Source organism: Streptomyces capitiformicae (assembly GCF_002214185.1).
Classification (GTDB): domain Bacteria; phylum Actinomycetota; class Actinomycetes; order Streptomycetales; family Streptomycetaceae; genus Streptomyces; species Streptomyces capitiformicae.
In genome coordinates this window covers 8,273,998-8,295,304 of record NZ_CP022161.1, presented here as the reverse complement: position 1 = coordinate 8,295,304, position 21,307 = coordinate 8,273,998, and the positions used below count along the sequence as shown (strand labels likewise).

Here is a 21,307-nt window from a genome sequence, read left to right as displayed (position 1 = left end):
TGACACCCGGGCAATGGCGTGAACATGCTAGGCGGAGGTGATCTTTGCGAGCCAACCCAGTACTGCCATTGCGGTTGGTGTGACGAGGCCGCAGGTCGCTGTGGCTTCGTTGTTGTAGTGGCGTGCCCGTGCTTGGTGTTGATGTCGAGGCCACGGATACCTCGACAAGCAGACGGTGCTGGGCACCGTCCCCTCGCTGGCCGACTGGGCGAGCAGGTGGGCAGACGAAGCTGGGCAGACCGCTCTCCCTGGGCGTCTTCGAGTCCGCCGGGCCCTTCTACGCGACCAAGCTCGGCCGCGCCCTGTCCTCCCACTTCAAGGACACCGACTGGATCATCCACCGCCCCGACAGACCGATGGCGTGGCGTACGCCCCAGTCCAGGATCACCGACCCCCTGCAGAGCGTCGCGCAGTCACACGATCGCAACCGCCCGTCGAGCGCCGCAGCTCGATCCATGTCCACGACGGCCCGCCGGAAGCCAGGCCAGGACCGGCCCACCACCCCGGTACGGATCCGCGCCCGGCCGCGAGGCTCGGCGCGGCCCTGATGGCCCCGACCCCCGCTGGGGCCGGGGTAGGCAGCCCAAGGCCCCTGCAACGTCAGTTCCAGCGGACCAGCGTTTCCCGGTGGTCGTCGGAGCCGTCAAGGGGCGGCTCCAGGTCCGCGACCTTCACGGGCTGGGCGACGGGGGAGTCCAGGTCGCCCTTGAAGAGCGTGACGGTGCCACCCTCGCCGCTGGAGAGGAAAGCGAAGCTCTTGCCGTCCGGTGAAGGTACCGGGGTGCTGTTGCTGCGGTCGTTGGCGGGGACCAGTTCCTTGGTCTCCGCGACGGAGGAGTAATCGGATGTGAGGGTGAGCTGCTGCAAGCCGCACACCAGGGTTGTGTCGTCGCGCCAGAACGCCGGATCACAAAGCTCCCGGCCGCTCAGGTCGTTATTGGTGATGTCGGTCAGCCTGTAGCCAGCGCCGCCCCAGCCCGACTTCACGTCCTCCGAGGCCGCTGGTCTCATCACCCAGGACATCGTCACTACCGCCACCGTCCTCGCGGCGAGCGGCTCCCCCCAGGCGCTGACACCGTCCGGCCAGGCCGTCGCCTTCCTGGCGGAAAACTTCGACACCGGCTCCATCGACACCGTACTGAAGCGTGTGAAAGTGAGCGCTACGCCCATCACAGTCCACGTGATCTGCGACAACCTCTCCGCCCACAAGGCGCCGGTGGTGCACAAGTGGCTGCTGGCACACCCCCGGTTCGAGCTGCACTTCACGCCCACGTACTCGTCATGGATCAACCAGGTCGAGCGGTGGTTCGCCGAACTGGAACGGCGCTGCCTCGAACGCGGCGTGTTCTGCTCCCTCGACGAGCTCAAGACTGCACTTGAAGACTGGATCAAGACCTGGAACGAGGACGCCCGGCCGTTCAAGTGGGCCAAGACGGCCGACCAGATCATCGACCGTATCTGCCGCTACTGCGGATCTCCGGACCAGGACACTAGTTCGGCCGCCCCAGTTCGGCGCTCTCGAAGGTCGTTGCAGTCTCCGCCGCATCGATCCCAAAGTTTGGGGAGAGCGCCTGCACCGCAGCCTGGTCGATCGGGTAGTTCGGACAAGGTCTTGAGCTTCTAACGTGCAACAGCGGTCGGCTCACCCGGCGAGCCACAACTCGAACCACACCCCCTTCGCGAACCGCCCCGCCCGCCCGTCCGCGACGCCCCACCCGTCCGCCATCTCCGCCACGAGCGCGAGGCCGCGCCCCCAGCAGGCGGCGCCCCCTCCGGCGGGCCGTACGAGCGCGGGAGGGTCCGCACTCTCGTCGAACACGCTCACCCGCAGCCGAGCGGGAGTGAGGCGGACGCGGAGCATGGCCGTGCCCTTGGTGTACAGGTGGACGTTGGTGACGAGTTCCGAGGTGCACAGGGCTGCGGGCGTGATCAGGTACGCCCGGCCGTGGGTGGAGAGGACGGTGCGGACGAAGTCCCGGCAGAGGCGGGGCGCGGTCGCGTCGGCGGGGGAGAACAGGCTGTATTCGTGGGTGAGTTGGGTGGGGCGATGGGCGGCACGGCGGGCTGGGTCCATGGGGGGCTCCTGACAAGGAGGGATGGGGGGGCGGGTCCCGCTGCTCGGCGATGGCGTCGCCCGCGTGCGGGTGCTCTGTCGGCTTACGGGCAGGGGAAGTCGGACGACTCCGAGGTGTTATCGGAACCGCACTCACCGTAGCGATACGGGGTTCTCGCGAGCAACCTATTCACCGCAGCCGGTGGACTAACCTCCCCCGACGGGGCAGACTTTGGGCCGATCGCCAAGGAGAACCCGTGGGACTGCGCACCACCATCAGTGAACGACAGCGGCGACTCGGCTTCGAACTCAAACAACTGCGCGAGCAAGCCGGATTGACCACGACGGACGCCGCCGATCGAATCAGCATGACGCGCGGGCAGCTGGGCCACATCGAAGCCGGCCGGACCTCGATCCTCACCGAGCGACTACTCGACCTCTGCCGCATCTATGGTTGCTCAGAGGAGCCCTATATCGAAGCGCTGGTCGCCATGTCCGAGGCCAGCGGCAAGGGCTGGTGGCGTGCGTACAGGAAGCACCTGGGGCCGGACCCCCTGAACCTGGCCGAGCTCGAATCAGAGGCCGTGGCGATCAGGACGCACGAGCCGCTGTTCATCCCGGGGCTCTTCCAGACCGAGGACTACACGCGCTCCATCTTCACCAGCCCCGACCTGGGTTTCACCAACATCGGGGAGGCGCTGAGGTTCCGCATGGAACGGCAGCACATCCTGACGCGCGACAACCCTCCGTCTGTGCACGCCGTCATCCACGAGTCCGCGTTGCACATGCGGTTCGGCAGCATCAAGGTCGTCCGGGAGCAGTTGCTGCACCTGATCGAGCTGGCACGGCTGCCGAACGTGACCATCCAGATCTATCCGTTCACGGCCCAGGCACACGCCGCCCTCACCGGCAACTTCGCCCATATCGTGCCCGCCAACCCGAGATTGGGCACCGTCGTCATCGAACAGCTCCTGGGCTCCCACTACTTGGTGGGACAGCCCCAACTTGAGGAGTACGGCTCCCTGTTCGACCGCATCGCGAAAAATGCCCTCGCACCCGTCGACGTATCGTTGGCCCCCGAAACACACTCAGTGAAGGACTCGCTGGCCCTTGTCCAGCATGTGCTCTACACCCTCTGAGGAGGCCATCGGATGCCCGAAGCGCACTGGCAAAAATCGTCGTACAGCGGCGGCCCCGAAGGTAACTGCCTCTACCTCGCCACCACCCCCGACGGAACGATCCGCCTCCGCGAGAGCGACGAACCCCGTGTCATTCTGACGACCGGTCCCCACGGCCTCGCCGCCCTCCTGCGGTACGTCAGGCCCGCTACAACCATTCGCCCCGTCCGGGAGTCGTGATCGTCGGCGGCCCTCGTCCGGTCGTCTTCGACCACGACCGAGGAGACCATGATCCCGGCCAGAGCCACGACTGCCGCAGTTGCCGGTGCCGTCGTGCTCAGCACCATAGGCGGCCTGTTGGCCGTGACAGCCACATCGGCCAGCGCGGCAGCCACGTGCAAGTCCCCTGTCTTCAAGCGGCAGTTCTACGGCAACACCTCCTTCTCCGGTACGCCGAAGAAGACCGACTGCGACACGGCCGTCAGCGAAGACTGGGCGACCATAGCCCCGGCCTCAGGGGTGCCCAAGGACAACTTCGGCGTTCGCTGGACCCTCACCCGGGACTTCGGCTCCGGCGGCCCCTTCACCTTCACGGCCGCCGCCCAGGACGGCATCCGTGTCTACGTCGACGGCGTACGGAAGATCGACCTGTGGAAGAACGTCACCGCCACGCGGAAGAAGACGGTCGACGTCAGTATCCCCTCCGGCAAGCACACCCTGCGCGTGGACTTCGCCCACTGGACGGGCTCGGCGCACGTTGAGTTCGGCTATTCGCCGCGGACTTCGGCCGCTGTCGACAAGGTCGCACCTCTCGCCCCGACCGGCACGTCGGCTACGTACGACAAGGCGACCGGCAGGGTGAGGCTGGCCTGGGCGGGGAACAGGGAACTCGACCTCGCCGGTTATCGGGTCTACAGGCGGGTGAAGGGTGACGACGGATGGAAGCGGCTCGCGCGTGTGACTGCCGCCTCGTACACCGACTCCCCGCCGGCGACCGGAGAGACGTACGTCTACGAGATCCGCGCATACGACAAGGCCGGCAACGAGTCGGCGGGCGGCGCCGACCGGCCGGTCACGACGGTTGACCGGACCGCGCCCTCGGCCCCGACGGGCGTCACGGCGACCGACGGTCAGCCGGGGGTCACCCTGTCCTGGAACCCCGTGCCGGGCGCGGCGCACTACCTCCTCCACCGACGCTGGGAGACCGACGCCATGGACGAACCCGTGGTCCAGGTGGCGAAGGTGACCTCGGCGGCCTGGCTGGACACCACCGCCAGGGAGCATCTGCTCTACAGCTACTGGGTCACGGCCGTCGACGCCGCTGGCAATAAGTCGGCCAAGTCGGAGCCCGGGTTGGTGGACCGGAGCGATCACGCACCCTCCGCCCCCCCGGGCTGACCGCGACGACCAAGGTGGCGACCGGCATCGAGCTGACATGGCGTGCACCCACCAGACCCGTCCCCGAGGACCTGTCGCGCTACCGGATCTACCGCGGCGACCGCCTCGTGGGCGAGGTACGCGCGTCGCAGCGCTCCTACCTCGACGACCGTGTCCGGCACAGCCGCGCCTACACGTACACCGTCACCGCCGTCGACACCATGGGCAACGAGTCCACCGCATCGGCGCCGGCCAACGCCACCGCCCCCGCGACCGGGCTCGCCCCGGCTGCCGTCACCGGTCTGACCGGTGTCGTCGTGAGCACCGACCTCCAGCTCACCTGGCAGCGCAGTCCCGAGGAAGAGAGCGTCGACCGCTACGAAATCCATCGTGGCCAACTCATCGACGGGGTCTGGCAGTACGAACAGTGGGACTCTGTCGGTTACGACTGGTTCGACGAGTCGGTGACGTACATCAGGGATCTCAGCGACGCACAGGGCGAGACCGTCCGCTGGGCCGTCGTCGCCGTGGACACCGACGGCAACTCCCGCTTGAGCAGCGGCGAAGAGTTCTCGTACGTCACGCTGACAGAGCCAAACACCCCCGAGGGCGAGAGCTAGTCACCACCACACGGCCCTCCCCTCCGTAACCGGGGAAGTGATTGGCAGTTCCGTCCCACCCCAGACCCCCGCAGCCCCCGGTCAGCGGCCCCGGAGCCGAGCCAAATCTGCCAATTACCGTCCCACGGACCTGGGGACCCTCAGCGAAGGCCCACAGTCCCATCCCTTATCCTCCCCGCTACGCGCAACAGCTTTCCCAGCAGCCCCACATGCGCTGTAGCGCCCCACTCCCCCATGCCGACACCGTTCGTTTCCGTCGTCCCCATGGGCCGAAAGGGCTGTAGTGATGACCGAGGGTATGACCGAGGGTATGACCGAGGGCTCTTCGAGACAGAGCGCGAGCGAACGCGCGAGGCCTCGGCGGAGGCGTGGCCTCGGGCGGGTGCGTACGACCGCCGTCGCCACCGGCGGCGCGAAGGGCAGCCTGGTGATCCGCGAGTCGTCGCTCCCGGCGGCCATCAAGGCGGCGCCCTACCAGGACTGGACCTCCGGCGGCACGACGTACTCCTGGAAGGACTCCTTCTTCCGCGAGTACGCCAACACCGGCGCCGTCTCGGTCGCCTCGGCCACGGAGAACCGCCCGCAGCTCACCGCCGAGGAGGCCGCCTCGTACGAGAAGGCCGACTATCTGGGCGACTGGACGCCTGACCTGGGCTGACCTGCCCACCCCGGATCACCGACGCGTCCCACGCGTCCCGTACAACCAAACGCCCCCCTCGTGCGTCTGATCGTCACCGGCGGTGTCCCCTCGCCGGTGACGATCGGCATCACGCACCGATCGGCATCACGCACTGAAGGACCTGAGAGACTTCATGACCTCAGCCAGACGTACGACGGCGACCGCAGCCACCGCCGTCGTGCTCGCCACCGCCGGCGGTCTACTGACCGCCGCCACCACGACGGCGAACGCGGCCGTCACCTGCGCCTCCCCCGTGTTCAAGCGGCAGTTCTACGCGAACACCACCTTCTCCGGTACGCCGCAGAAGACCGACTGCGACAGCGCGATCGACCAGAACTGGGGCACCGGCGCGCCCGCCTCCGGGCTGCCGTCCAACAACTTCGGCGTCCGCTGGACCGTGACCCGCGACTTCGGCTCCGGCGGCCCGTTCACCTTCACCGCCTCCGCCCTGGACGGCATCCGGGTCTACCTCGACGGCACCCGCAAGATCGACCTGTGGAAAAACGTTTCCTCGACCGTCTCCAAGACCGTCAACGTCACCATCCCGTCCGGCAGGCACACCCTGCGCGTCGACTACGTCAACTGGACCGGCTCCGCCAAGGTCAAGTTCACGTACACGCCCCGGACCTCGGCCACGGTCGACACGACCAAGCCGCTCACGCCGACCGCCCCGGCGGTGACGTACGACCAGGCGACCGGTGCCGCCAAGTTCACCTGGGCGAAGAACAAGGAGATGGACCTCGCGGGCTACCGGGTATACCGCCGGCTCAAGGGCACCTCGTTCGGCACCAAGCCCCTCGCGACCCTCGCGACGACCACCTCCACGTCGTACACGGACACCACGCTGCCCAAGACGGGAGACATCTACTACTACGAGGTCCGCGCCTACGACAAGGCCGGCAACGTCTCCCCGGGGACGGCCGACCAGGGTGTCACCACCGTCGACACGACCGCCCCGGCCGCGCCGACCGGCGTGGAGGACAACTGGGACATAGGGCTGACGACGGAGGTCGAGCTGCGCTGGGACCAGGTCGCCGCGTCCGACCTGGCCGGCTACCGCGTGTACCGGTCGACCACCTACCCGGTCGTGCTCCCCGAGGCCAACCTGGTGAGCGAGCGCGGGCAGTACGAGTCGTACTACTCGGAGACCCCGCCGGCCACCGGCGACTGGTACTACTACGTCGTCACCGCCGTCGACACACACGGCAACGAGTCGGCCGCCTCCGGCACCGCGATGTTCGAGACATGGGACAGGACCCCGCCGACCGTCGCCGCCCAGGACCTCAAGGCGGTGGACGGCGAGCACGACGTCACGCTGAGCTGGTCCTGGGACCAGACGTGGGGCACGGATACCACGTTCAAGGTCTTCCGGAACGGCTCCGCGATCGGCTCCAGCTACGGCACCTCCTTCGTGGACACCTCCGTCCAGCGCTCCACGTCATACACGTACACGGTCCGCGCCGTCGACGGCGCCGGCAACCTCGGCCCCGTCTCGGCCTCCCTGACGGTCGACCACGTCGGCGACTACACGGCCCCCGGCCCGGTCACCGGACTGACGGCGACCCCAGTGGAGAACGGGATCAAGCTCGACTGGGACGACAGCCCCGCCGCCGACGTCGCCGACTACCAGATCCACCGGGGCGTGTACGCGAACGGCGAGTGGACCTACACCGACATCAGCGACAGCCTCCCCTACGGCACCACGTGGTCCCAGAACCTCGACCGGATGCTGCCCGACGGCGAGAGCTACCGCTACAAGGTCGTCGCCGTCGACGGGGACGGCAACGCCCTCGACGCCGCCTCGGCCGAGGTCCCCACGGTGGGCGCCACCGAACTCGACATGCGGCCCACCGAGGCCACCCCGGGTGACGGGTCGCCGATCGCGTCCATGAACGTCGACGACTACGGCGTCCTCCTCGGCGCCGAGGGCATCCGGTCCATGGGCTGGGACTACAACGCCGAGCAGGACCCGAACGGCCCGGCGGCCCACTTCCGCGTCTACCGCTGGGACCCGGCCACCGCCGCGTACGTCAAGCTCACCGACACGGCGGACGCGAACACCTACTCGTACACGGACTCTCACGCGAAGGCCGGCACGACGCTCTTCTACCGGGTGACGGCCGTGTACGCGGACGGCACGGAGTCCGTGCCCGTCGGCGCCCACACGCTCACCTGACCACCTCACAGAGAGAAAGACCCCAGCGCCCCATGACTCCCGCCAGAATCGCGACGGCCGCCGCCCTCGCGGTCGCCACCGCCGCCGGTCTGCTGACCGCCACCGCCACGACGGCGAACGCGGCCGTCACCTGCACGTCCCCCGTCTTCAAGCGGCAGTTCTACGGCAACACCACCTTCTCCGGGACACCGAAGAAGACCGACTGCGACTCGAAGATCAGCGAGAACTGGGGCACGGGAGCCCCCGCCATCGGCCTGCCGAAGAACTACTTCGGCGTCCGCTGGACCGTGACCCGCGACTTCGGCTCCGGCGGCCCGTTCACCTTCACCGCCGCCGCGCAGGACGGCATCCGGGTGTACGTCGACGGCGTCCGCAAGATCAGCCTCTGGACGAACGTCTCCACCACCCAGAACAAGACGCTCAACCTCACCATCCCCTCCGGCAAGCACACCCTCCGCATCGACTACGTCAACTGGACCGGCGCCGCCAACGTCTCCTTCGCGTACGCGCCCCGCACGTCGGCGACCGTCGACACGGTCAAGCCGCTCGTCCCGACGGGCTTCTCGGTGGCGTACGACAAGACCACCGGCAAGGCCGAGCTGATCTGGCTGAAGAACAAGGAGATGGACCTCCGCGGCTACCGCGTGTACCGCCGCGCGGAGGGCGCTGCCTTCGCCGAGCCCCTGGTGACGACCACGGGGACGTCGTACACGGACGCCACCCTGCCGGTCACCGGCGAGACGTACCACTACGAGGTCCGCGCCCTCGACCTGGCCGGGAACGAGTCGACGGGCACCGCCGACCGGGCCGTCACCACCGTCGACCGGGTCGCACCCGGCGTTCCGCAGGGCGTGGACGTCACCGACGCCTCCGAGGCGGGCGGCATCCGCGTCGGCTGGGCGGCGGTCACGGGGGCGTCGTCGTACCGGGTCCACCGCGCGGCGAGCGCCGACGGCACCTACACCCAGGTCGGCACCACGGACCAGCTCTCCTACCGGGACGCGACCGCCGAGGTGGGCGTCACCTACCACTACCGGGTGACCGCGGTCGACGCGGCGGGCAACGAGTCCACGCCCTCCGCCTCCGTCAGCGGGCGGCGCCGGGACGACACACCGCCCTCCGCCGTCACGGGGCTGACCGCCACGCCGACCGAGTACGGCTTCGAGCTGAAGTGGGACGCCAACCCGACGCCCGACCTGGCCCGGTACGTCGTCTACGGCGGCGAACTCGTCGGCGACGAGGGGGAGAAGATGTGCTACGCGGGCGAGGTGGAGTGGCTGTCGGCCGACACCACCTCGTACGAGTACCAGACCGTCCCGGACGGCGAGGAGCGCTGCTTCTTCATCGACGCCGTCGACGACGACTGGAACTCCCACTACAAGTGGACCGGCGAGGCGAACGTCGTGGTCGCGACCGAGCTGAACACACTGAGCGAGCCGACCGGCCAGTGACGGGACGGTGACCGGGTTCGACGACACGTCCGTGGGCCGCGTCCAGCGGGGTGTCGCCGTGGAACGCGACGCCGGGTGCCCGCGTCCTTCTCATCGACAGCGGCTTTCCCCCAGCGAAGGACCACCGTATGCCGAAGGACCCAGCACCCCAGGCCGAGCCGGTCGTGGAAACCCTCGTGGTGGACGACCGGTTCGGTGAGATCTCCGTGCGGCTGGACGTCGTACGGGGCGAGGTCGTCGTGGCGGGGGAGCGGGTGCCCCGGATCGAGATACGGCGGGCCGAGGGGACCGAGGCGGAGGAGTACATCCCGGTCGGGACGCGGGACGGCACCCTGCTCACCCTCACCGTCGACGGCACGGACGCCGTCATCGAGCCCGCCAAGGGCCGGCTGACCCGGCGTTCGTTCCGCGTCGACGTCCGGTACGGGGAGCACTCCTGGCGTCTGGTCCCCAACTCCACGGACGACAGTGGTCTGTTCCGCGACGCGACGGAGCACATCGGGGACTTCTCCTCCGAGGGCGACGGCAGGGTCGTCGGGGAGTGGCGCGCGGACGCCGAGCCGGAGGCCCTCGACGCCGCCTTCGGCTACGCCCTCGCCGCCGCGTTCGGCACGGGCGCCGAGCCCACGTGGACGCTCACCGCGCAGGGTTTCGGCGACTTGTTCTTCTGACGGGCACACCACGCAAGGGGCCCTGCCGGTACCGGAAGTACCGACAGGGCCCCTTCGCTCGATGCGTCGCGTCAGTCCGACGTCTGCCGCCCCTTCGGCCGCCACACCACCAACGCGCTGCTCTGCTGCATCTCCTGGTACGGCACCAGGTCACGCCGGTACGACGCGTGCACCGCGGCCTCGCGCTGCCGCATCGCCGCGGCGGCGCCGTCGAGCGCGGCCTCCATCTCGGCGACCCTCGCCTGGAGCGCGGCGACCTGGTTCTCCAGCTCGATGATGCGCTTGATGCCGGCGAGGTTGATGCCCTCGTCCTGCGACAACTGCTGAACGGTGCGCAGCAGTTCGATGTCGCGGGCCGAGTAGCGGCGGCCGCGCCCGGCGGTGCGGTCCGGGGAGACCAAGCCGAGGCGGTCGTACTGACGCAGAGTCTGCGGGTGCAGACCGGAGAGCTGGGCGGCCACCGAGATGACGTACACCGGTGTCTCTTCCGTCAGCTCGTAAGGGTTTCTACGGCGGCCGTCCATCACACTCATGCTCCCTTCGCGGCCTGGAACAGCTCCGCCCGCGGGTCCTCGCCCGCGGTCGCCTCGCGATACGCCTCCAGCGCGTCACGAGCCTTCCCCGACAGGTCCTTCGGGACACTCACCTCGACCGTGATCAGCAGATCCCCGCGGGTGCCGTCCTTGCGGAAGGCGCCCTTGCCGCGGGCCCGCATCGTACGGCCGTTGGGGGTGCCCGGGGGCAGTTTCAGGGTGACCGGCGGACCGCCCAGGGTCGGGACCCTGACCTCGCCGCCGAGCGCCGCCTCCGGATACGTCACCGGCACGGTCACCGTGAGGTTGTCGTCCTTGCGGCCGAACACCGGGTGCGGGTCGACGTGCACGACCACGTACAGGTCGCCCGCGGGTCCACCGCGCTCGCCGGGCGCGCCCTTGCCGCGCAGCCGGATCCGCTGGCCGTCGGAGACGCCCGCCGGGATCCGGACCTGCATGGTGCGGGACGACTTGGCGCGGCCCGAGCCCTTGCAGATGTCGCAGGGGTTCTCGGCGATCAGGCCCCGGCCCTTGCAGTCCGGGCAGGGGTCGGTCAGCGAGAAGCCGCCGCCGGAGCCCCGCGCGACCTGGCCGGTGCCGACGCACGTCGGGCACACCCGGGGGGTGCCGTTGGCGTCGCCGGTGCCGGAACAGGCCTTGCAGGGCGACTGCGAGGACATCCTGAGCGGTACGGTCGCGCCCTCGATGGCCTCGGTGAAGCTCAGCGTGACCTCGGACTCGATGTCCTGGCCGCGCCGGGGCTGCACCCGCGTGGTGCCGGAACTGCCCCGGTTGAACAGGCCGCCGAAGACATCGCCGAGCCCGCCGCCGAAGCCGCCCGCTCCCTGGCCGCCCTGGGGGCCGCCGCCGAAGAGGTCGCCCAGGTCGAAGTTGAACGAGCCGGCGCCGGCGCCGGGTCCGGGACGGAAGCCGCCGTTGCCGAAGAGGGCGCGGGCCTCGTCGTACTCCTTGCGCTTCTTGGGGTCACCGAGTATGTCGTTCGCCTCGGAGATCTCCTTGAAGCGCTCCTCCGCCTTGGCGTTGCCCTTGTTGGCGTCCGGGTGGTACTCGCGGGCGAGCTTGCGGTACGCCTTCTTGATCTCGGCCTCGGTGGCATCCTTGGGCACGCCGAGGACCTTGTAGTAGTCCTTCTCGATGAAGTCCTTGGTACTCATCCTCGACGTCCCTCCTTCCACTCACCGTGCACGTCACCGTGCACGCCGTCGGCGTCAGCCCTCGTCCGGGCCACCGCTCTCCTTGTCGTCGGCCGTCTCGGTCTCTTCGGCCTTGACGGTCTGCGCCCCCGGCTGGGGCTCGGCCACGGCCACCCGCGCCGGGCGGATGGTGCGCTCGCCGATGCGATACCCCGGCTGGAGAATCGCCACGCACGTCGTCTCGGTGACATCGGGCGCGTAGCTGTGCATCAGGGCCTCGTGGATCGTCGGGTCGAAGGGCTCGCCCTCCTTGCCGAACTGCATCAGCCCCATCTTCGCCGCGACGGTCTCCAGCGACTCCGCGACGGACTTGAATCCGCCGACGAGTTCGCCGTGTTCCCGTGCGCGGCCGATGTCGTCGAGTACCGGCAGGAGCTCGGTCAGGAGGTTCGCGATGGCGATCTCCTTGACCTGGATCCGGTCGCGCTCGACCCGACGACGGTAGTTCTGGTACTCGGCCTGGAGCCGCTGGAGGTCCGCCGTGCGCTCACCGAGCGCCGTACGCACCTGGTCCAGCTGCGCCGTGAGGCCGGCCACCTGGGCCGCTGCCCCCGCGTCCCCGGCCGGGGCCGCCCCCTCCTGGGGGGCGGCCTTCGGCTCAGCGTCCTCGGAGCCGGAGGGGACGTCGGGCTGCTGCGGCTGAGCCGACTGCGGCTGCTGCTCGTCGAAGCCCGGGGTCTCCTCCGTCACGCGGCACCGTCCTTACGGTCCTCGTCTACGATCTCGGCGTCGACCACGTCATCTTCGGAGCCGCCGGCCTTGGCCCCACCGGCGGTGGCACCCTCCGGCCCGCCCGCGGCCTGCGCGGCCTGGGCGTCGGCGTACAGCGCCTGGCCGAGCTTCTGCGAGACGGCGGCGACCTTCTCGGTGGCGGTGCGGATCTCGGCGGTGTCCTCGCCCTTGAGGGCTTCCTTCAGCTCGCCGACGGCGGCCTCGACCTCGGTCTTGATGTCGCCCGGGACCTTGTCCTCGTTGTCCTTGAGGAACTTCTCGGTCTGGTAGACGAGCTGCTCGCCCTGGTTACGGGTCTCGGCGGCCTCGCGACGCTTCTGGTCCTCCTCCGCGTACTGCTCGGCCTCCTGGCGCATCCGGTCGACCTCGTCCTTCGGCAGCGAGGAGCCGCCGGTGACGGTCATCTTCTGCTCCTTGCCCGTGCCCAGGTCCTTCGCGGTCACGTGCATGATGCCGTTGGCGTCGATGTCGAAGGACACCTCGATCTGCGGGACGCCGCGGGGCGCCGGCGGCAGACCGGTCAGCTCGAACATCCCGAGCTTCTTGTTGTACGCCGCGATCTCGCGCTCGCCCTGGTAGACCTGGATCTGCACGGACGGCTGGTTGTCCTCGGCGGTGGTGAAGATCTCGGACCGCTTGGTCGGGATCGTCGTGTTCCGCTCGATGAGCTTGGTCATGATGCCGCCCTTGGTCTCGATACCGAGGGAAAGCGGCGTCACGTCGAGGAGCAGAACGTCCTTGACCTCACCCTTGAGCACACCGGCCTGGAGCGAGGCGCCGATGGCGACGACCTCGTCCGGGTTCACACCCTTGTTGGCCTCCTTGCCGCCGGTCAGCTCCTTGACGAGCTCGGCGACGGCCGGCATACGGGTGGAGCCACCGACGAGAACGACGTGGTCGATCTCGGAGAGGTTGATGCCCGCGTCCTTGATGACGTTGTGGAACGGCGTCTTGCAGCGCTCCAGAAGGTCGGCGGTCAGCTGCTGGAACTGCGCCCGGGTGAGCTTCTCGTCCAGGTGGAGCGGACCCTCGGCGGAGGCGGTGATGTAGGGCAGGTTGATCGAGGTCTCGGTGGAGCTGGACAGCTCGATCTTGGCCTTCTCGGCGGCCTCGCGGAGCCGCTGGAGCGCCATCTTGTCCTTGGCGAGGTCCACACCGTGCCCGGCGCGGAACTGCTGCACCAGGTAGTCGACGACGCGCTGGTCCCAGTCGTCACCACCGAGGTGGTTGTCACCGTTGGTGGCCTTGACCTCGACGACACCGTCGCCGATCTCAAGGAGGGACACGTCGAAGGTGCCGCCACCGAGGTCGAAGACGAGGATGGTCTGGTCGTCCTTGTCGAGGCCGTAGGCGAGGGCGGCGGCGGTCGGCTCGTTGACGATGCGCAGCACGTTGAGACCGGCGATCTCGCCGGCTTCCTTCGTCGCCTGGCGCTCGGAGTCGTTGAAGTACGCCGGAACGGTGATGACCGCGTCCGTGACCTTCTCACCCAGGTACGCCTCGGCGTCCCGCTTCAGCTTCTGCAGGATGAACGCGGAGATCTGCTGCGGGTTGAACGGCTTCCCGTCCAGCTCGATCTTCCAGTCGGTACCCATGTGACGCTTAACAGACCGAATGGTCCGGTCTACGTTGGTAACCGCCTGGCGCTTCGCGACCTCGCCGACGAGCACCTCACCGTTCTTGGCGAAGGCGACGACGGACGGCGTGGTCCTGGCGCCCTCGGCGTTGGTGATGACGGTGGGCTCGCCGCCCTCCAGAACGCTGACGACGGAGTTAGTCGTGCCCAGGTCGATGCCGACCGCACGTGCCATTTCAATTCCTCCAGCAATGACTTGAGTGGAACGGACTCAAGTGTGCATGACGCCTCCCGCTGGGTCAACAGAGCTGAGCCGAGGGGGCTCAACTCTTATGTTTTGCTTATACGCAAGGGGGGATTGACCTGGGGTTTTGCGTGGACTTCAGCCCGTCACCATCAGCCGTAGCGGAGCTTCTCCTTCGCGTGGAGCTCGTAGAGACCGAGGTCGCGGGCCTCGGCCACCACCGCCTCCACGAGGAGCGCGCCGAGGTCCGAGCCACGGCTGTCGGCCCGCAGGAAGAGGCAGTCCATGTGGAGGTGTTCGCGGCCCTGCCAGGTGGAGAGGTCGGGGCCGGGGTTCCGGGGTGTCGAAGAGGAGCGAGGCGAGGGCCTGTCGTCACATTCCCGTCGTCGCCCGGAGAGCGGCCCCGCGCCCGCCGCGGCAGCGGCTGATGTCCGCGGAGGCGCGTGCTCTCGGCGTGCCGGGCATACACCCTCGTACTGGATGTACTTGGGCTTTCGCCCGGTGCGGCGAGAGTGCATGCCGGGCGGCAGGCGGCAGGCGGGACTTTCGCGACACGCCCTAGGCGCTCTGCAAGGTCGGGGGCGGGCGGGGCGGCGCGTTCGTAGGCGGCGTGTTCGGCGGCCAAGTCGGCGATCCGGGGCAGGTCGGCGGGGCGGGCGGGGCGTACACGTGGGGCGGCGGTCACCGGAGGCTGCCCTCCAGGGTGTCGTTCTGCCAGGCCCTCAGGCGGTCGGCGATCGTCGCTCCGCCGTCGAGGACGTGGCGGGAGTAGGCGTCGCGCTCGTGGCTGATGACGGCGGCCTCCCAGACGCAGGGCGCGAGGCCGGTGCGGCCCGGGCGGAGTTCGTCGAGCCGCCCCACCGGTCCGGCGAAGATCGCCAGGTCGGCCATGAGCCCCTCGATCCACGTGTGGACGAGGACGTAGTCGCCGTCCCCTCCCGCGTGCACGATCAGTACGGCGAGCCCCAGCGACCCGCGCGTACGGCCGAGTCGGAGGTGCGCCTCGGCGATCCTCAGGGCGGCGTCCGCGTCCTGCTCCGTCACGGTTCGCCCCGGCGCCTCCAGGGCGTACACCTTGACCAGGTGACCGGCGGCCTCATGGGTGCCCAGGGGGCGTACGGGGCGATCGTGGTGCTCGTCCGACAGGGCGAGCAGCGCCTTCGTGTCCACCGCCGCGGGAAGCTCGTGATCGCGATCATCCATGCGGCCCATGATGAACGCGACACGCTACGCGGGGCCACGAGTTTGTCCGATACCCGGTCGCCAGCTCCGGCCCCCTAGGGCCTGTCGTCACCTTCCCGTCTGCCCCGCGACGCCATGCACGCTCCCCCACTCTCGACTCCGCTCGAGCGGGAGGGGCCCCCACCGCCGCACCGGGCACACACCCAAGTACATCCAGTACGTACGAGGGTGTATGCCCGGCACGCCGAGAGCACGCACCTCCGCGGACATCAGCCGCTGCCGCGGCGGGGGACATCAGCCGCTGCCGCGGCGGGCGCGGGGCCGCTCTCCGGGCGACGACGGGGATTTGACGAAGGCCCTAGCGATACGGGGCCGGAGCCCGGCGTACGGAGCCCTCAGCACCTCCCGCGCCCCCCGCACGCCCGGACGACATCGTGGACGGCCCCCGCGGCCGGGACATCGTGCGGGCGCCCCCGAGCCCGTACACCGGCACCCTCAGCAGCCCCGCCACGACGACCACCGCGACCCCCACCACCCACCACACCCCGCCCGCCTTCATCCACAGCATGTGGACGGCCACTCCGACGGCCACCGACGCGACCGCGCACACCCCCAGAACGACCACCACCCCCACCGGCGTGAGCCCCAACCGCCGCAGCCGGTGGGCGAGATGGTCGGGTCCGCTGCGCCACAGCTCGCGCCCGGCCAGCCGCCGTGACACCAGCACCAGCACCGCGTCGGCGGTCACCAGCGCGGTCAGCGCGAAGGGCACCGCGACGCCCACCCCGTGCTGCGCGGCGTACGCGTACACCCGTACGGCGCCACCCGCGAGCAGGAATCCCACGAACAGCGCCCCGCACTCTCCGAGAACGATGCGCGCCGGCGGCCAGTTCTGCATCAGGAACCCGGTGAGCCCGGCGGCCAGCACGCTCAGCAGGGCGGCGAGACCGTCGACGACCTCGGCGGCGGCGCACGCGCTGAGTGCGAAGGCGGTGACGACGCCGACGACGCCGAGGACGCCGTCGGAACGGCCGAGCCCCTTGAATCCGTGCACGACGAATACGACCCACACCACGCCCAGCACCCCACCGAGGACCCCGAGATCCTCGTACGGCATGACGTACGCGGCGGCCGCGACCACCCCCACGGCCCGCACCACGAACGGCAGCCGCCACAGATCCCCGACCAGCCCGAGCCCGGCCACCGCCACCCCGGCGACAAGCAGCCGCCCGCCCTCCTCCCCCAACGGCGCGAGCCCGGTCCGCTCCCCCGCCCACGCCACGGCCCCCACCGCACCGACCAGCGCCACTCCCCCGAGCAACGGCACCGGCCGCGCCCGACGCCGCTCGACGAACCCGAACCGCAGCGAGGGCGCCCGTACGACCGCCGCGAGCACGGCGGTGAGCAGCAGGGCGGAGGCGGAGGCGAGGATCCCGTACAGCACTGATGGAGGATATTCCGTTATGCCCAGATATAACGCGAATAACACGATCAGGTTTCACGACCGGGTTCAGGGAGCCCTCTCGCACGATCACGTCACGACCACTCAGGCAACCCTCAGCGACGCAGATCACCGCTCTCCTGACTACAGTGCGGCAAAAGAAGTGGGTAGTCTCAGACGGACTGCATAAGTTACCGCTTAGTAATGAGAAGTCGTCGCCTTCGAGGGAGACTCGAAGACGCACCCCTCGCAGGCCCGAGGAGCCCCCAATGCAACTCGCCGCGATCATCGTGTCGCTGGTTCTGACCGTGGTCGGCGTCGCGCTGCTCGCACGCGCCATCGGTCAGTTCTTCCGGTACTTCAAACTGGGCCAGCCGGTCCCGGCCGGCAGCCGTACCGACAACCCCTACCAGCGGAGCGTCACGCTGGTGCGGGAGTTCCTCGGTCATACGCGCATGAACCGGTGGGGCATCGTGGGCATCGCCCACTGGTTCGTCGCCGTCGGCTTCCTCACCCTGCCGCCGACCCTCGCGCAGGCCTTCGGCCAGCTCTTCAAGGCCGACTGGACCCTGCCGGTCATCGGCGGCTTCCTGCCGTTCGAGCTGTACATCGAGTTCATCGGCGTGATGACGATCCTGGGCATCGCCGTGCTGATGGTCATCCGCCTGCTGAGCCTGCCGTCGCGGGCGGGCCGCAAGTCCCGGTTCGCGGGTTCCAAGTCGGGTCAGGCGTACTTCGTCGAGTACGTCATCCTCACCATCGGTCTCGCGATCTACGTGCTGCGCGGCCTCGAGGGCGCCATCCACCACGTGGAGCACTACGAGGCCGCGTACTTCGCCTCGTACCCGCTGGTCCTGGCCTTCAAGGGGCTGAGCGTCCCGACGCTGCAGACCTTGGTCTACTTCACCGCGATGGTGAAGATCAGCACGTCGTTCATCTGGATGATCGTCGTCTCGCTCAACACCAACATGGGTGTCGCCTGGCACCGCTTCCTCGGCTTCCCGAACATCTGGTTCAAGCGGAACGCCGACGGTGCCACCGCCCTGGGCGCCCTGCAGCCGATGACCTCCGGCGGCAAGCCGATCGACTTCACCGACCCCGGTGACGACGACGTCTTCGGTGTCTCCCAGGTCGAGCAGTTCTCCTGGAAGGGCCTGCTGGACTTCTCCACCTGCACCGAGTGCGGCCGCTGCCAGTCGCAGTGCCCCGCCTGGAACACCGGCAAGCCGCTCTCCCCCAAGCTGCTGATCATGTCGCTGCGCGACCACGCGCACGCCAAGGCCCCGTACCTGCTGGCCGGTGGCGGCAAGACCATGGAGGGCGAGGAGAAGGCGTCGGCCGAGGCGTTGAAGGACGTCCCCGCCGCGGCTCTCGCGGAGGCCGAGCGCCCGCTGATCGGGACCGTCGAAGAGAACGGCGTCATCGACCCCGACGTGCTGTGGTCCTGCACCACCTGCGGCGCCTGCGTCGAGCAGTGCCCCGTCGACATCGAGCACATCGACCACATCGTCGACATGCGCCGCTACCAGGTGATGATCGAGTCCGCGTTCCCGTCCGAGGCGGGCACGATGCTCAAGAACCTGGAGAAGAAGGGCAACCCCTGGGGCCTGGCGAAGAAGCAGCGCCTGGAGTGGCTGAAGGAGGTCGACTTCGAGGTCCCGGTCGTCGGCAAGGACATCGAGGACCTGTCGGAGGTCAAGTACCTGTACTGGGTCGGCTGCGCCGGCGCCCTGGAGGACCGCGCGAAGAAGACCACGAAGGCCTTCGCGGAGCTGCTGCACATGGCGGGCGTCAAGTTCGCGATCATGGGCGGCGACGAGAAGTGCACCGGTGACTCCGCCCGCCGCCTCGGCAACGAGCCCCTGTTCCAGGAGCTCGGCATGGAGAACGTCATGGCCCTGAACATGGCGTTCGGCGAGGAGATGGACGACGACGGCAAGGTGACGGAGGAGTCCCGCAAGCCGAAGTCCGCCAAGAAGATCGTCGCCACCTGCCCGCACTGCCTCAACACCCTCGGCAACGAGTACCCGCAGCTCGGCGGCGACTACGAGGTCATCCACCACACCCAGCTGCTCCAGCACCTCGTCGACGAGGGCAAGCTGATCCCCGTCACCCCGGTCGAGGGCATCATCACGTACCACGACCCCTGCTACCTGGGCCGCCACAACAAGATCTACACGCCTCCGCGCGAGATCATGTCCGCTGTCCCGGGCCTGCGCCAGCAGGAGATGCACCGCCACAAGGAGCGCGGCTTCTGCTGCGGCGCCGGTGGCGCGCGCATGTGGATGGAGGAGCGGATCGGCAAGCGCATCAACAACGAGCGCGTCGACGAGGCCCTGTCCCTCAACCCGGACATCGTCTCCACGGCCTGCCCGTTCTGCCTCGTCATGCTCACCGACTCCGTCAACGGCAAGAAGAACGACGGCAAGGCCAAGGAGTCCATCCAGGTCGTCGACGTCGCCCAACTCCTCCTGGAGTCCGTCAAGACGCCGGTCCCCGACGTGGACGAGGACGAGGGCGAGCCCCCGGCGGGGGCGGCCGAGGCGGAGAGCACGCCGGAGCCCCAGCCGGTGAAGTAACCGACCCGTCTGTTGCTTGCGACGCCCCCGCGCTCGACCTGAGCGCGGGGGCGTCGGCGTTCACCCCGGAGAGGCAGGCGTTCTGGGCCTCATCGATTCAGCGCGCGATAGCGGTCGAACGCCTCCCGCGCGTCCGGTACGAAGGCCCGATCGCGAACTACGTCGACCAGCTCGGCCTCCGTCAGCCAGTCGTGCCAGGCGATCTCCGAGGAGTCGGGAGCCACCGGCTCCGTGACGACCACCTCGTGCAGCCCGAGCCAGTACGGGCTGATCGCCCCCGCGCACCGGTACTTGAACACGAACCGGGGCCGGACACGGACCCCCAGTTCCTCCGCCAACTCCCGTGCGGCGGCGTCCTCGTACGACTCGCCGACCTCCGTCGCTCCGCCGAGCATCCAGTTGAGGTGCCCGGGAAAGCGCGACGCGTCATCGGGCCGGCGGTGTACGAGAACCCGCCCGCCCAGATCCCGGCACACGACCGTCGCGATCCGGTGCAGCCATCCTCGCCGGATCGCCTCACCCCGGTCGACGACACCGAGCACCTCGTCCCGCTCGTCGACGCGTTCGACCAGCTCGATCCGCCCAGCCGACACGCGTCTTATTCCTCGGCCAAAAGTTCGACCAGTGTCCCGTGCACCTTGTCGAAGAAGGCGGGTCGGCCGCTCGCCGACTCCCGTGCCAGCACGTACAGCAGTTTGAGCTCATCGTTCACCTGAGCATCCAGGTGCCTCGATCCCGTTTCCTCTGCCCTCGTCCGGGTCCTGATGCTCTCGCTCTGCTCCTCGCTGGAGATGCGCAGGATGTAGGTGTAGGTGTCGTCGAAGACTCCCCCTTCCTGGATCGAGAAAATGAAGTCGCCGACGGTCGCCCGGTATGCGCCCTCCTCGTACGCTTCCCATGCCAGCCTCGCCGCCGTGGTGGCCTGCACCAGTTGCCCGGCTATCGCGTCACCCTTGTCCACTGCCGCCTCCTTCTCCGTCCCCGTCCCCGTCCTCGTCCCCGTCCTCGTCCCCGTCTCCGTCGCCATCGGCGCCGAAGATCCTCTCCGCCGCGTCCGTGAGGGGCTCGTCCTCAGGACTGTGGACCATGACGGACAGCTCGCTCTCCGGTGATGAACGGACCGCGATGGCGTCGTCGGTGTCGATGCCCTGGATGGCGTACGCCTCGTACACGGGGAGGTCCTCGGACGGGATGTCGGCGTCCGTGTCCTCCTCGCTGCCACCCGTGTCGACGCAGATCGAGTCCCGGGCCGTTCCCACCTCGGCGCCGAGCGTGTAGTCAACTTTGCCCACGTCGATGTACTTGCGGCCGTCGTGCTCCACGGCGAACGCGCAGGACGCCTCGCCTTCCCCGCCTCCGTCGCTCGTCGTGACCACCGTGCAGCCGGTGGCGAGTGGGAACATCACGAGGGACACCAGGGGCAGCACCAGGGTCGCCAGGGTGCCTCGTACGCCGTAATCGCTCATTGTCACGCCTCCTCGTCGTCGGCGGCGGTCGCCTCGTTCCGCAGACGCCGGGCCTCCGGAAAACGTTCGGGCCGACAAGGGAATCGGGCTAACAAGGGAAGAGGGCCCTGGTGCCCCACCGGTTCCACCCGCCTCGGAAATTTCTGGAAGTCCCGTACAACCCTCCCCCACCTCCAGCGGTCTCCTGTTCGCCGA

23 protein-coding genes are annotated in these 21,307 nt (G+C 68.9%); 11 read left to right on the top strand and 12 right to left on the bottom strand.

Annotated elements, in window-relative coordinates; all coding sequences use genetic code 11:
* The first annotated feature begins 122 nt into the window (after positions 1 to 122).
* On the top strand, positions 123 to 548 hold the full coding sequence (locus tag CES90_RS50380; protein WP_232791353.1) for a hypothetical protein: 426 nt from the start codon (positions 123 to 125) through the stop codon (positions 546 to 548).
* 52 nt (positions 549 to 600) lie between these two features.
* Here CES90_RS50380 and CES90_RS37305 read toward each other — a convergent pair whose 3' ends face one another.
* Positions 601 to 1,119 carry a TolB-like translocation protein gene (locus CES90_RS37305; protein WP_189787682.1) on the bottom strand — a complete coding sequence of 173 codons (519 nt, stop codon included), beginning with the start codon at positions 1,117 to 1,119 and terminating at the stop codon, positions 601 to 603.
* On the opposite strand from CES90_RS37305, the gene CES90_RS37300 reads away from it, so the two are divergent.
* Complete coding sequence (locus tag CES90_RS37300; RefSeq protein ID WP_332836434.1) at positions 1,010 to 1,624, top strand: transposase; 615 nt, start codon at positions 1,010 to 1,012, stop codon at positions 1,622 to 1,624. The two genes, CES90_RS37305 and CES90_RS37300, sit on opposite strands and share 110 nt — an antisense overlap.
* An 18-nt stretch (positions 1,625 to 1,642) precedes the next feature.
* Here CES90_RS37300 and CES90_RS37295 read toward each other — a convergent pair whose 3' ends face one another.
* Complete coding sequence (locus tag CES90_RS37295) at positions 1,643 to 2,074, bottom strand: ATP-binding protein (RefSeq protein WP_189787683.1); 432 nt, start codon at positions 2,072 to 2,074, stop codon at positions 1,643 to 1,645.
* Between the two features lie 236 nt (positions 2,075 to 2,310).
* On the opposite strand from CES90_RS37295, the gene CES90_RS37290 reads away from it, so the two are divergent.
* The 8 genes from CES90_RS37290 (at position 2,311) to CES90_RS37255 (ending at position 10,145) form a co-directional block, all read left to right on the top strand.
* Positions 2,311 to 3,192, top strand: a complete 882-nt coding sequence (locus tag CES90_RS37290; RefSeq protein ID WP_189787684.1) for a helix-turn-helix domain-containing protein — start codon at positions 2,311 to 2,313, stop codon at positions 3,190 to 3,192.
* Between the two features lie 12 nt (positions 3,193 to 3,204).
* The gene (locus CES90_RS37285) at positions 3,205 to 3,411 is read left to right on the top strand and encodes a DUF397 domain-containing protein (protein ID WP_189787685.1); all 207 of its coding nucleotides are present in this window, start codon (positions 3,205 to 3,207) and stop codon (positions 3,409 to 3,411) included.
* 48 nt (positions 3,412 to 3,459) lie between these two features.
* Entirely contained in the window at positions 3,460 to 4,569 is a 1,110-nt protein-coding gene (locus tag CES90_RS37280; protein ID WP_189787686.1) for a fibronectin type III domain-containing protein, read from the top strand.
* A gap of 14 nt (positions 4,570 to 4,583) precedes the next feature.
* Positions 4,584 to 5,168 carry a fibronectin type III domain-containing protein gene (locus tag CES90_RS37275; protein ID WP_189787687.1) on the top strand — a complete coding sequence of 195 codons (585 nt, stop codon included), beginning with the start codon at positions 4,584 to 4,586 and terminating at the stop codon, positions 5,166 to 5,168.
* Positions 5,169 to 5,550: 382 nt separating this feature from the next.
* Complete coding sequence (locus CES90_RS37270; protein WP_229914391.1) at positions 5,551 to 5,826, top strand: PemB family protein; 276 nt, start codon at positions 5,551 to 5,553, stop codon at positions 5,824 to 5,826.
* Positions 5,827 to 5,980: 154 nt separating this feature from the next.
* A complete protein-coding gene (locus CES90_RS37265; protein WP_189787688.1) occupies positions 5,981 to 8,023 on the top strand; it encodes a fibronectin type III domain-containing protein in 2,043 nt (680 codons plus the stop codon).
* 32 nt (positions 8,024 to 8,055) lie between these two features.
* Positions 8,056 to 9,474 (top strand): fibronectin type III domain-containing protein, encoded by a 1,419-nt coding sequence (locus tag CES90_RS51705; RefSeq protein WP_189787689.1) that lies wholly within the window; start codon positions 8,056 to 8,058, stop codon positions 9,472 to 9,474.
* Positions 9,475 to 9,602: 128 nt separating this feature from the next.
* Positions 9,603 to 10,145 carry a hypothetical protein gene (locus CES90_RS37255; RefSeq protein WP_189787690.1) on the top strand — a complete coding sequence of 181 codons (543 nt, stop codon included), beginning with the start codon at positions 9,603 to 9,605 and terminating at the stop codon, positions 10,143 to 10,145.
* A 71-nt stretch (positions 10,146 to 10,216) separates the two neighbouring features.
* Here CES90_RS37255 and CES90_RS37250 read toward each other — a convergent pair whose 3' ends face one another.
* From CES90_RS37250 to CES90_RS37225, 7 genes are all read right to left on the bottom strand, one after another.
* Positions 10,217 to 10,669, bottom strand: a complete 453-nt coding sequence (locus CES90_RS37250; protein ID WP_189787718.1) for a heat shock protein transcriptional repressor HspR — start codon at positions 10,667 to 10,669, stop codon at positions 10,217 to 10,219.
* 5 nt (positions 10,670 to 10,674) lie between these two features.
* Positions 10,675 to 11,853, bottom strand: coding sequence for a molecular chaperone DnaJ (gene dnaJ, locus CES90_RS37245; protein ID WP_189787691.1), 1,179 nt, complete (start codon positions 11,851 to 11,853; stop codon positions 10,675 to 10,677).
* A gap of 54 nt (positions 11,854 to 11,907) precedes the next feature.
* On the bottom strand, positions 11,908 to 12,582 hold the full coding sequence (grpE, locus tag CES90_RS37240) for a nucleotide exchange factor GrpE (RefSeq protein ID WP_189787692.1): 675 nt from the start codon (positions 12,580 to 12,582) through the stop codon (positions 11,908 to 11,910).
* Positions 12,579 to 14,435, bottom strand: a complete 1,857-nt coding sequence (gene dnaK, locus CES90_RS37235) for a molecular chaperone DnaK (protein WP_189787693.1) — start codon at positions 14,433 to 14,435, stop codon at positions 12,579 to 12,581. The genes grpE and dnaK overlap by 4 nt, the downstream gene beginning before the upstream one ends.
* Before the next feature lie 161 nt (positions 14,436 to 14,596).
* On the bottom strand, positions 14,597 to 14,731 hold the full coding sequence (locus tag CES90_RS50370) for a GNAT family N-acetyltransferase (protein ID WP_308437929.1): 135 nt from the start codon (positions 14,729 to 14,731) through the stop codon (positions 14,597 to 14,599).
* Between the two features lie 394 nt (positions 14,732 to 15,125).
* Positions 15,126 to 15,647: a hypothetical protein gene (locus CES90_RS37230; RefSeq protein WP_189787694.1), complete on the bottom strand. Its 522-nt coding sequence runs from the start codon at positions 15,645 to 15,647 to the stop codon at positions 15,126 to 15,128.
* A gap of 337 nt (positions 15,648 to 15,984) precedes the next feature.
* Positions 15,985 to 17,070, bottom strand: coding sequence for an MraY family glycosyltransferase (locus CES90_RS37225; RefSeq protein ID WP_189787695.1), 1,086 nt, complete (start codon positions 17,068 to 17,070; stop codon positions 15,985 to 15,987).
* 266 nt (positions 17,071 to 17,336) lie between these two features.
* Between CES90_RS37225 and CES90_RS37220 the strand changes: the two genes are divergently transcribed.
* Positions 17,337 to 19,646 carry a heterodisulfide reductase-related iron-sulfur binding cluster gene (locus tag CES90_RS37220; RefSeq protein ID WP_189787696.1) on the top strand — a complete coding sequence of 770 codons (2,310 nt, stop codon included), beginning with the start codon at positions 17,337 to 17,339 and terminating at the stop codon, positions 19,644 to 19,646.
* An 89-nt stretch (positions 19,647 to 19,735) separates the two neighbouring features.
* On the opposite strand, the gene CES90_RS37215 is transcribed toward CES90_RS37220, so the two are convergent.
* The 3 genes from CES90_RS37215 to CES90_RS37205 are packed head-to-tail and all read right to left on the bottom strand — an operon-like array spanning position 19,736 to position 21,112.
* On the bottom strand, positions 19,736 to 20,239 hold the full coding sequence (locus tag CES90_RS37215; protein WP_229914392.1) for an NUDIX hydrolase: 504 nt from the start codon (positions 20,237 to 20,239) through the stop codon (positions 19,736 to 19,738).
* A 5-nt stretch (positions 20,240 to 20,244) separates the two neighbouring features.
* Positions 20,245 to 20,607 carry a hypothetical protein gene (locus CES90_RS37210; RefSeq protein WP_189787697.1) on the bottom strand — a complete coding sequence of 121 codons (363 nt, stop codon included), beginning with the start codon at positions 20,605 to 20,607 and terminating at the stop codon, positions 20,245 to 20,247.
* A complete protein-coding gene (locus CES90_RS37205; protein WP_189787698.1) occupies positions 20,594 to 21,112 on the bottom strand; it encodes a DUF6281 family protein in 519 nt (172 codons plus the stop codon). Before CES90_RS37205 ends, CES90_RS37210 begins: the two co-directional genes overlap by 14 nt.
* Positions 21,113 to 21,307 lie beyond the last annotated feature (195 nt).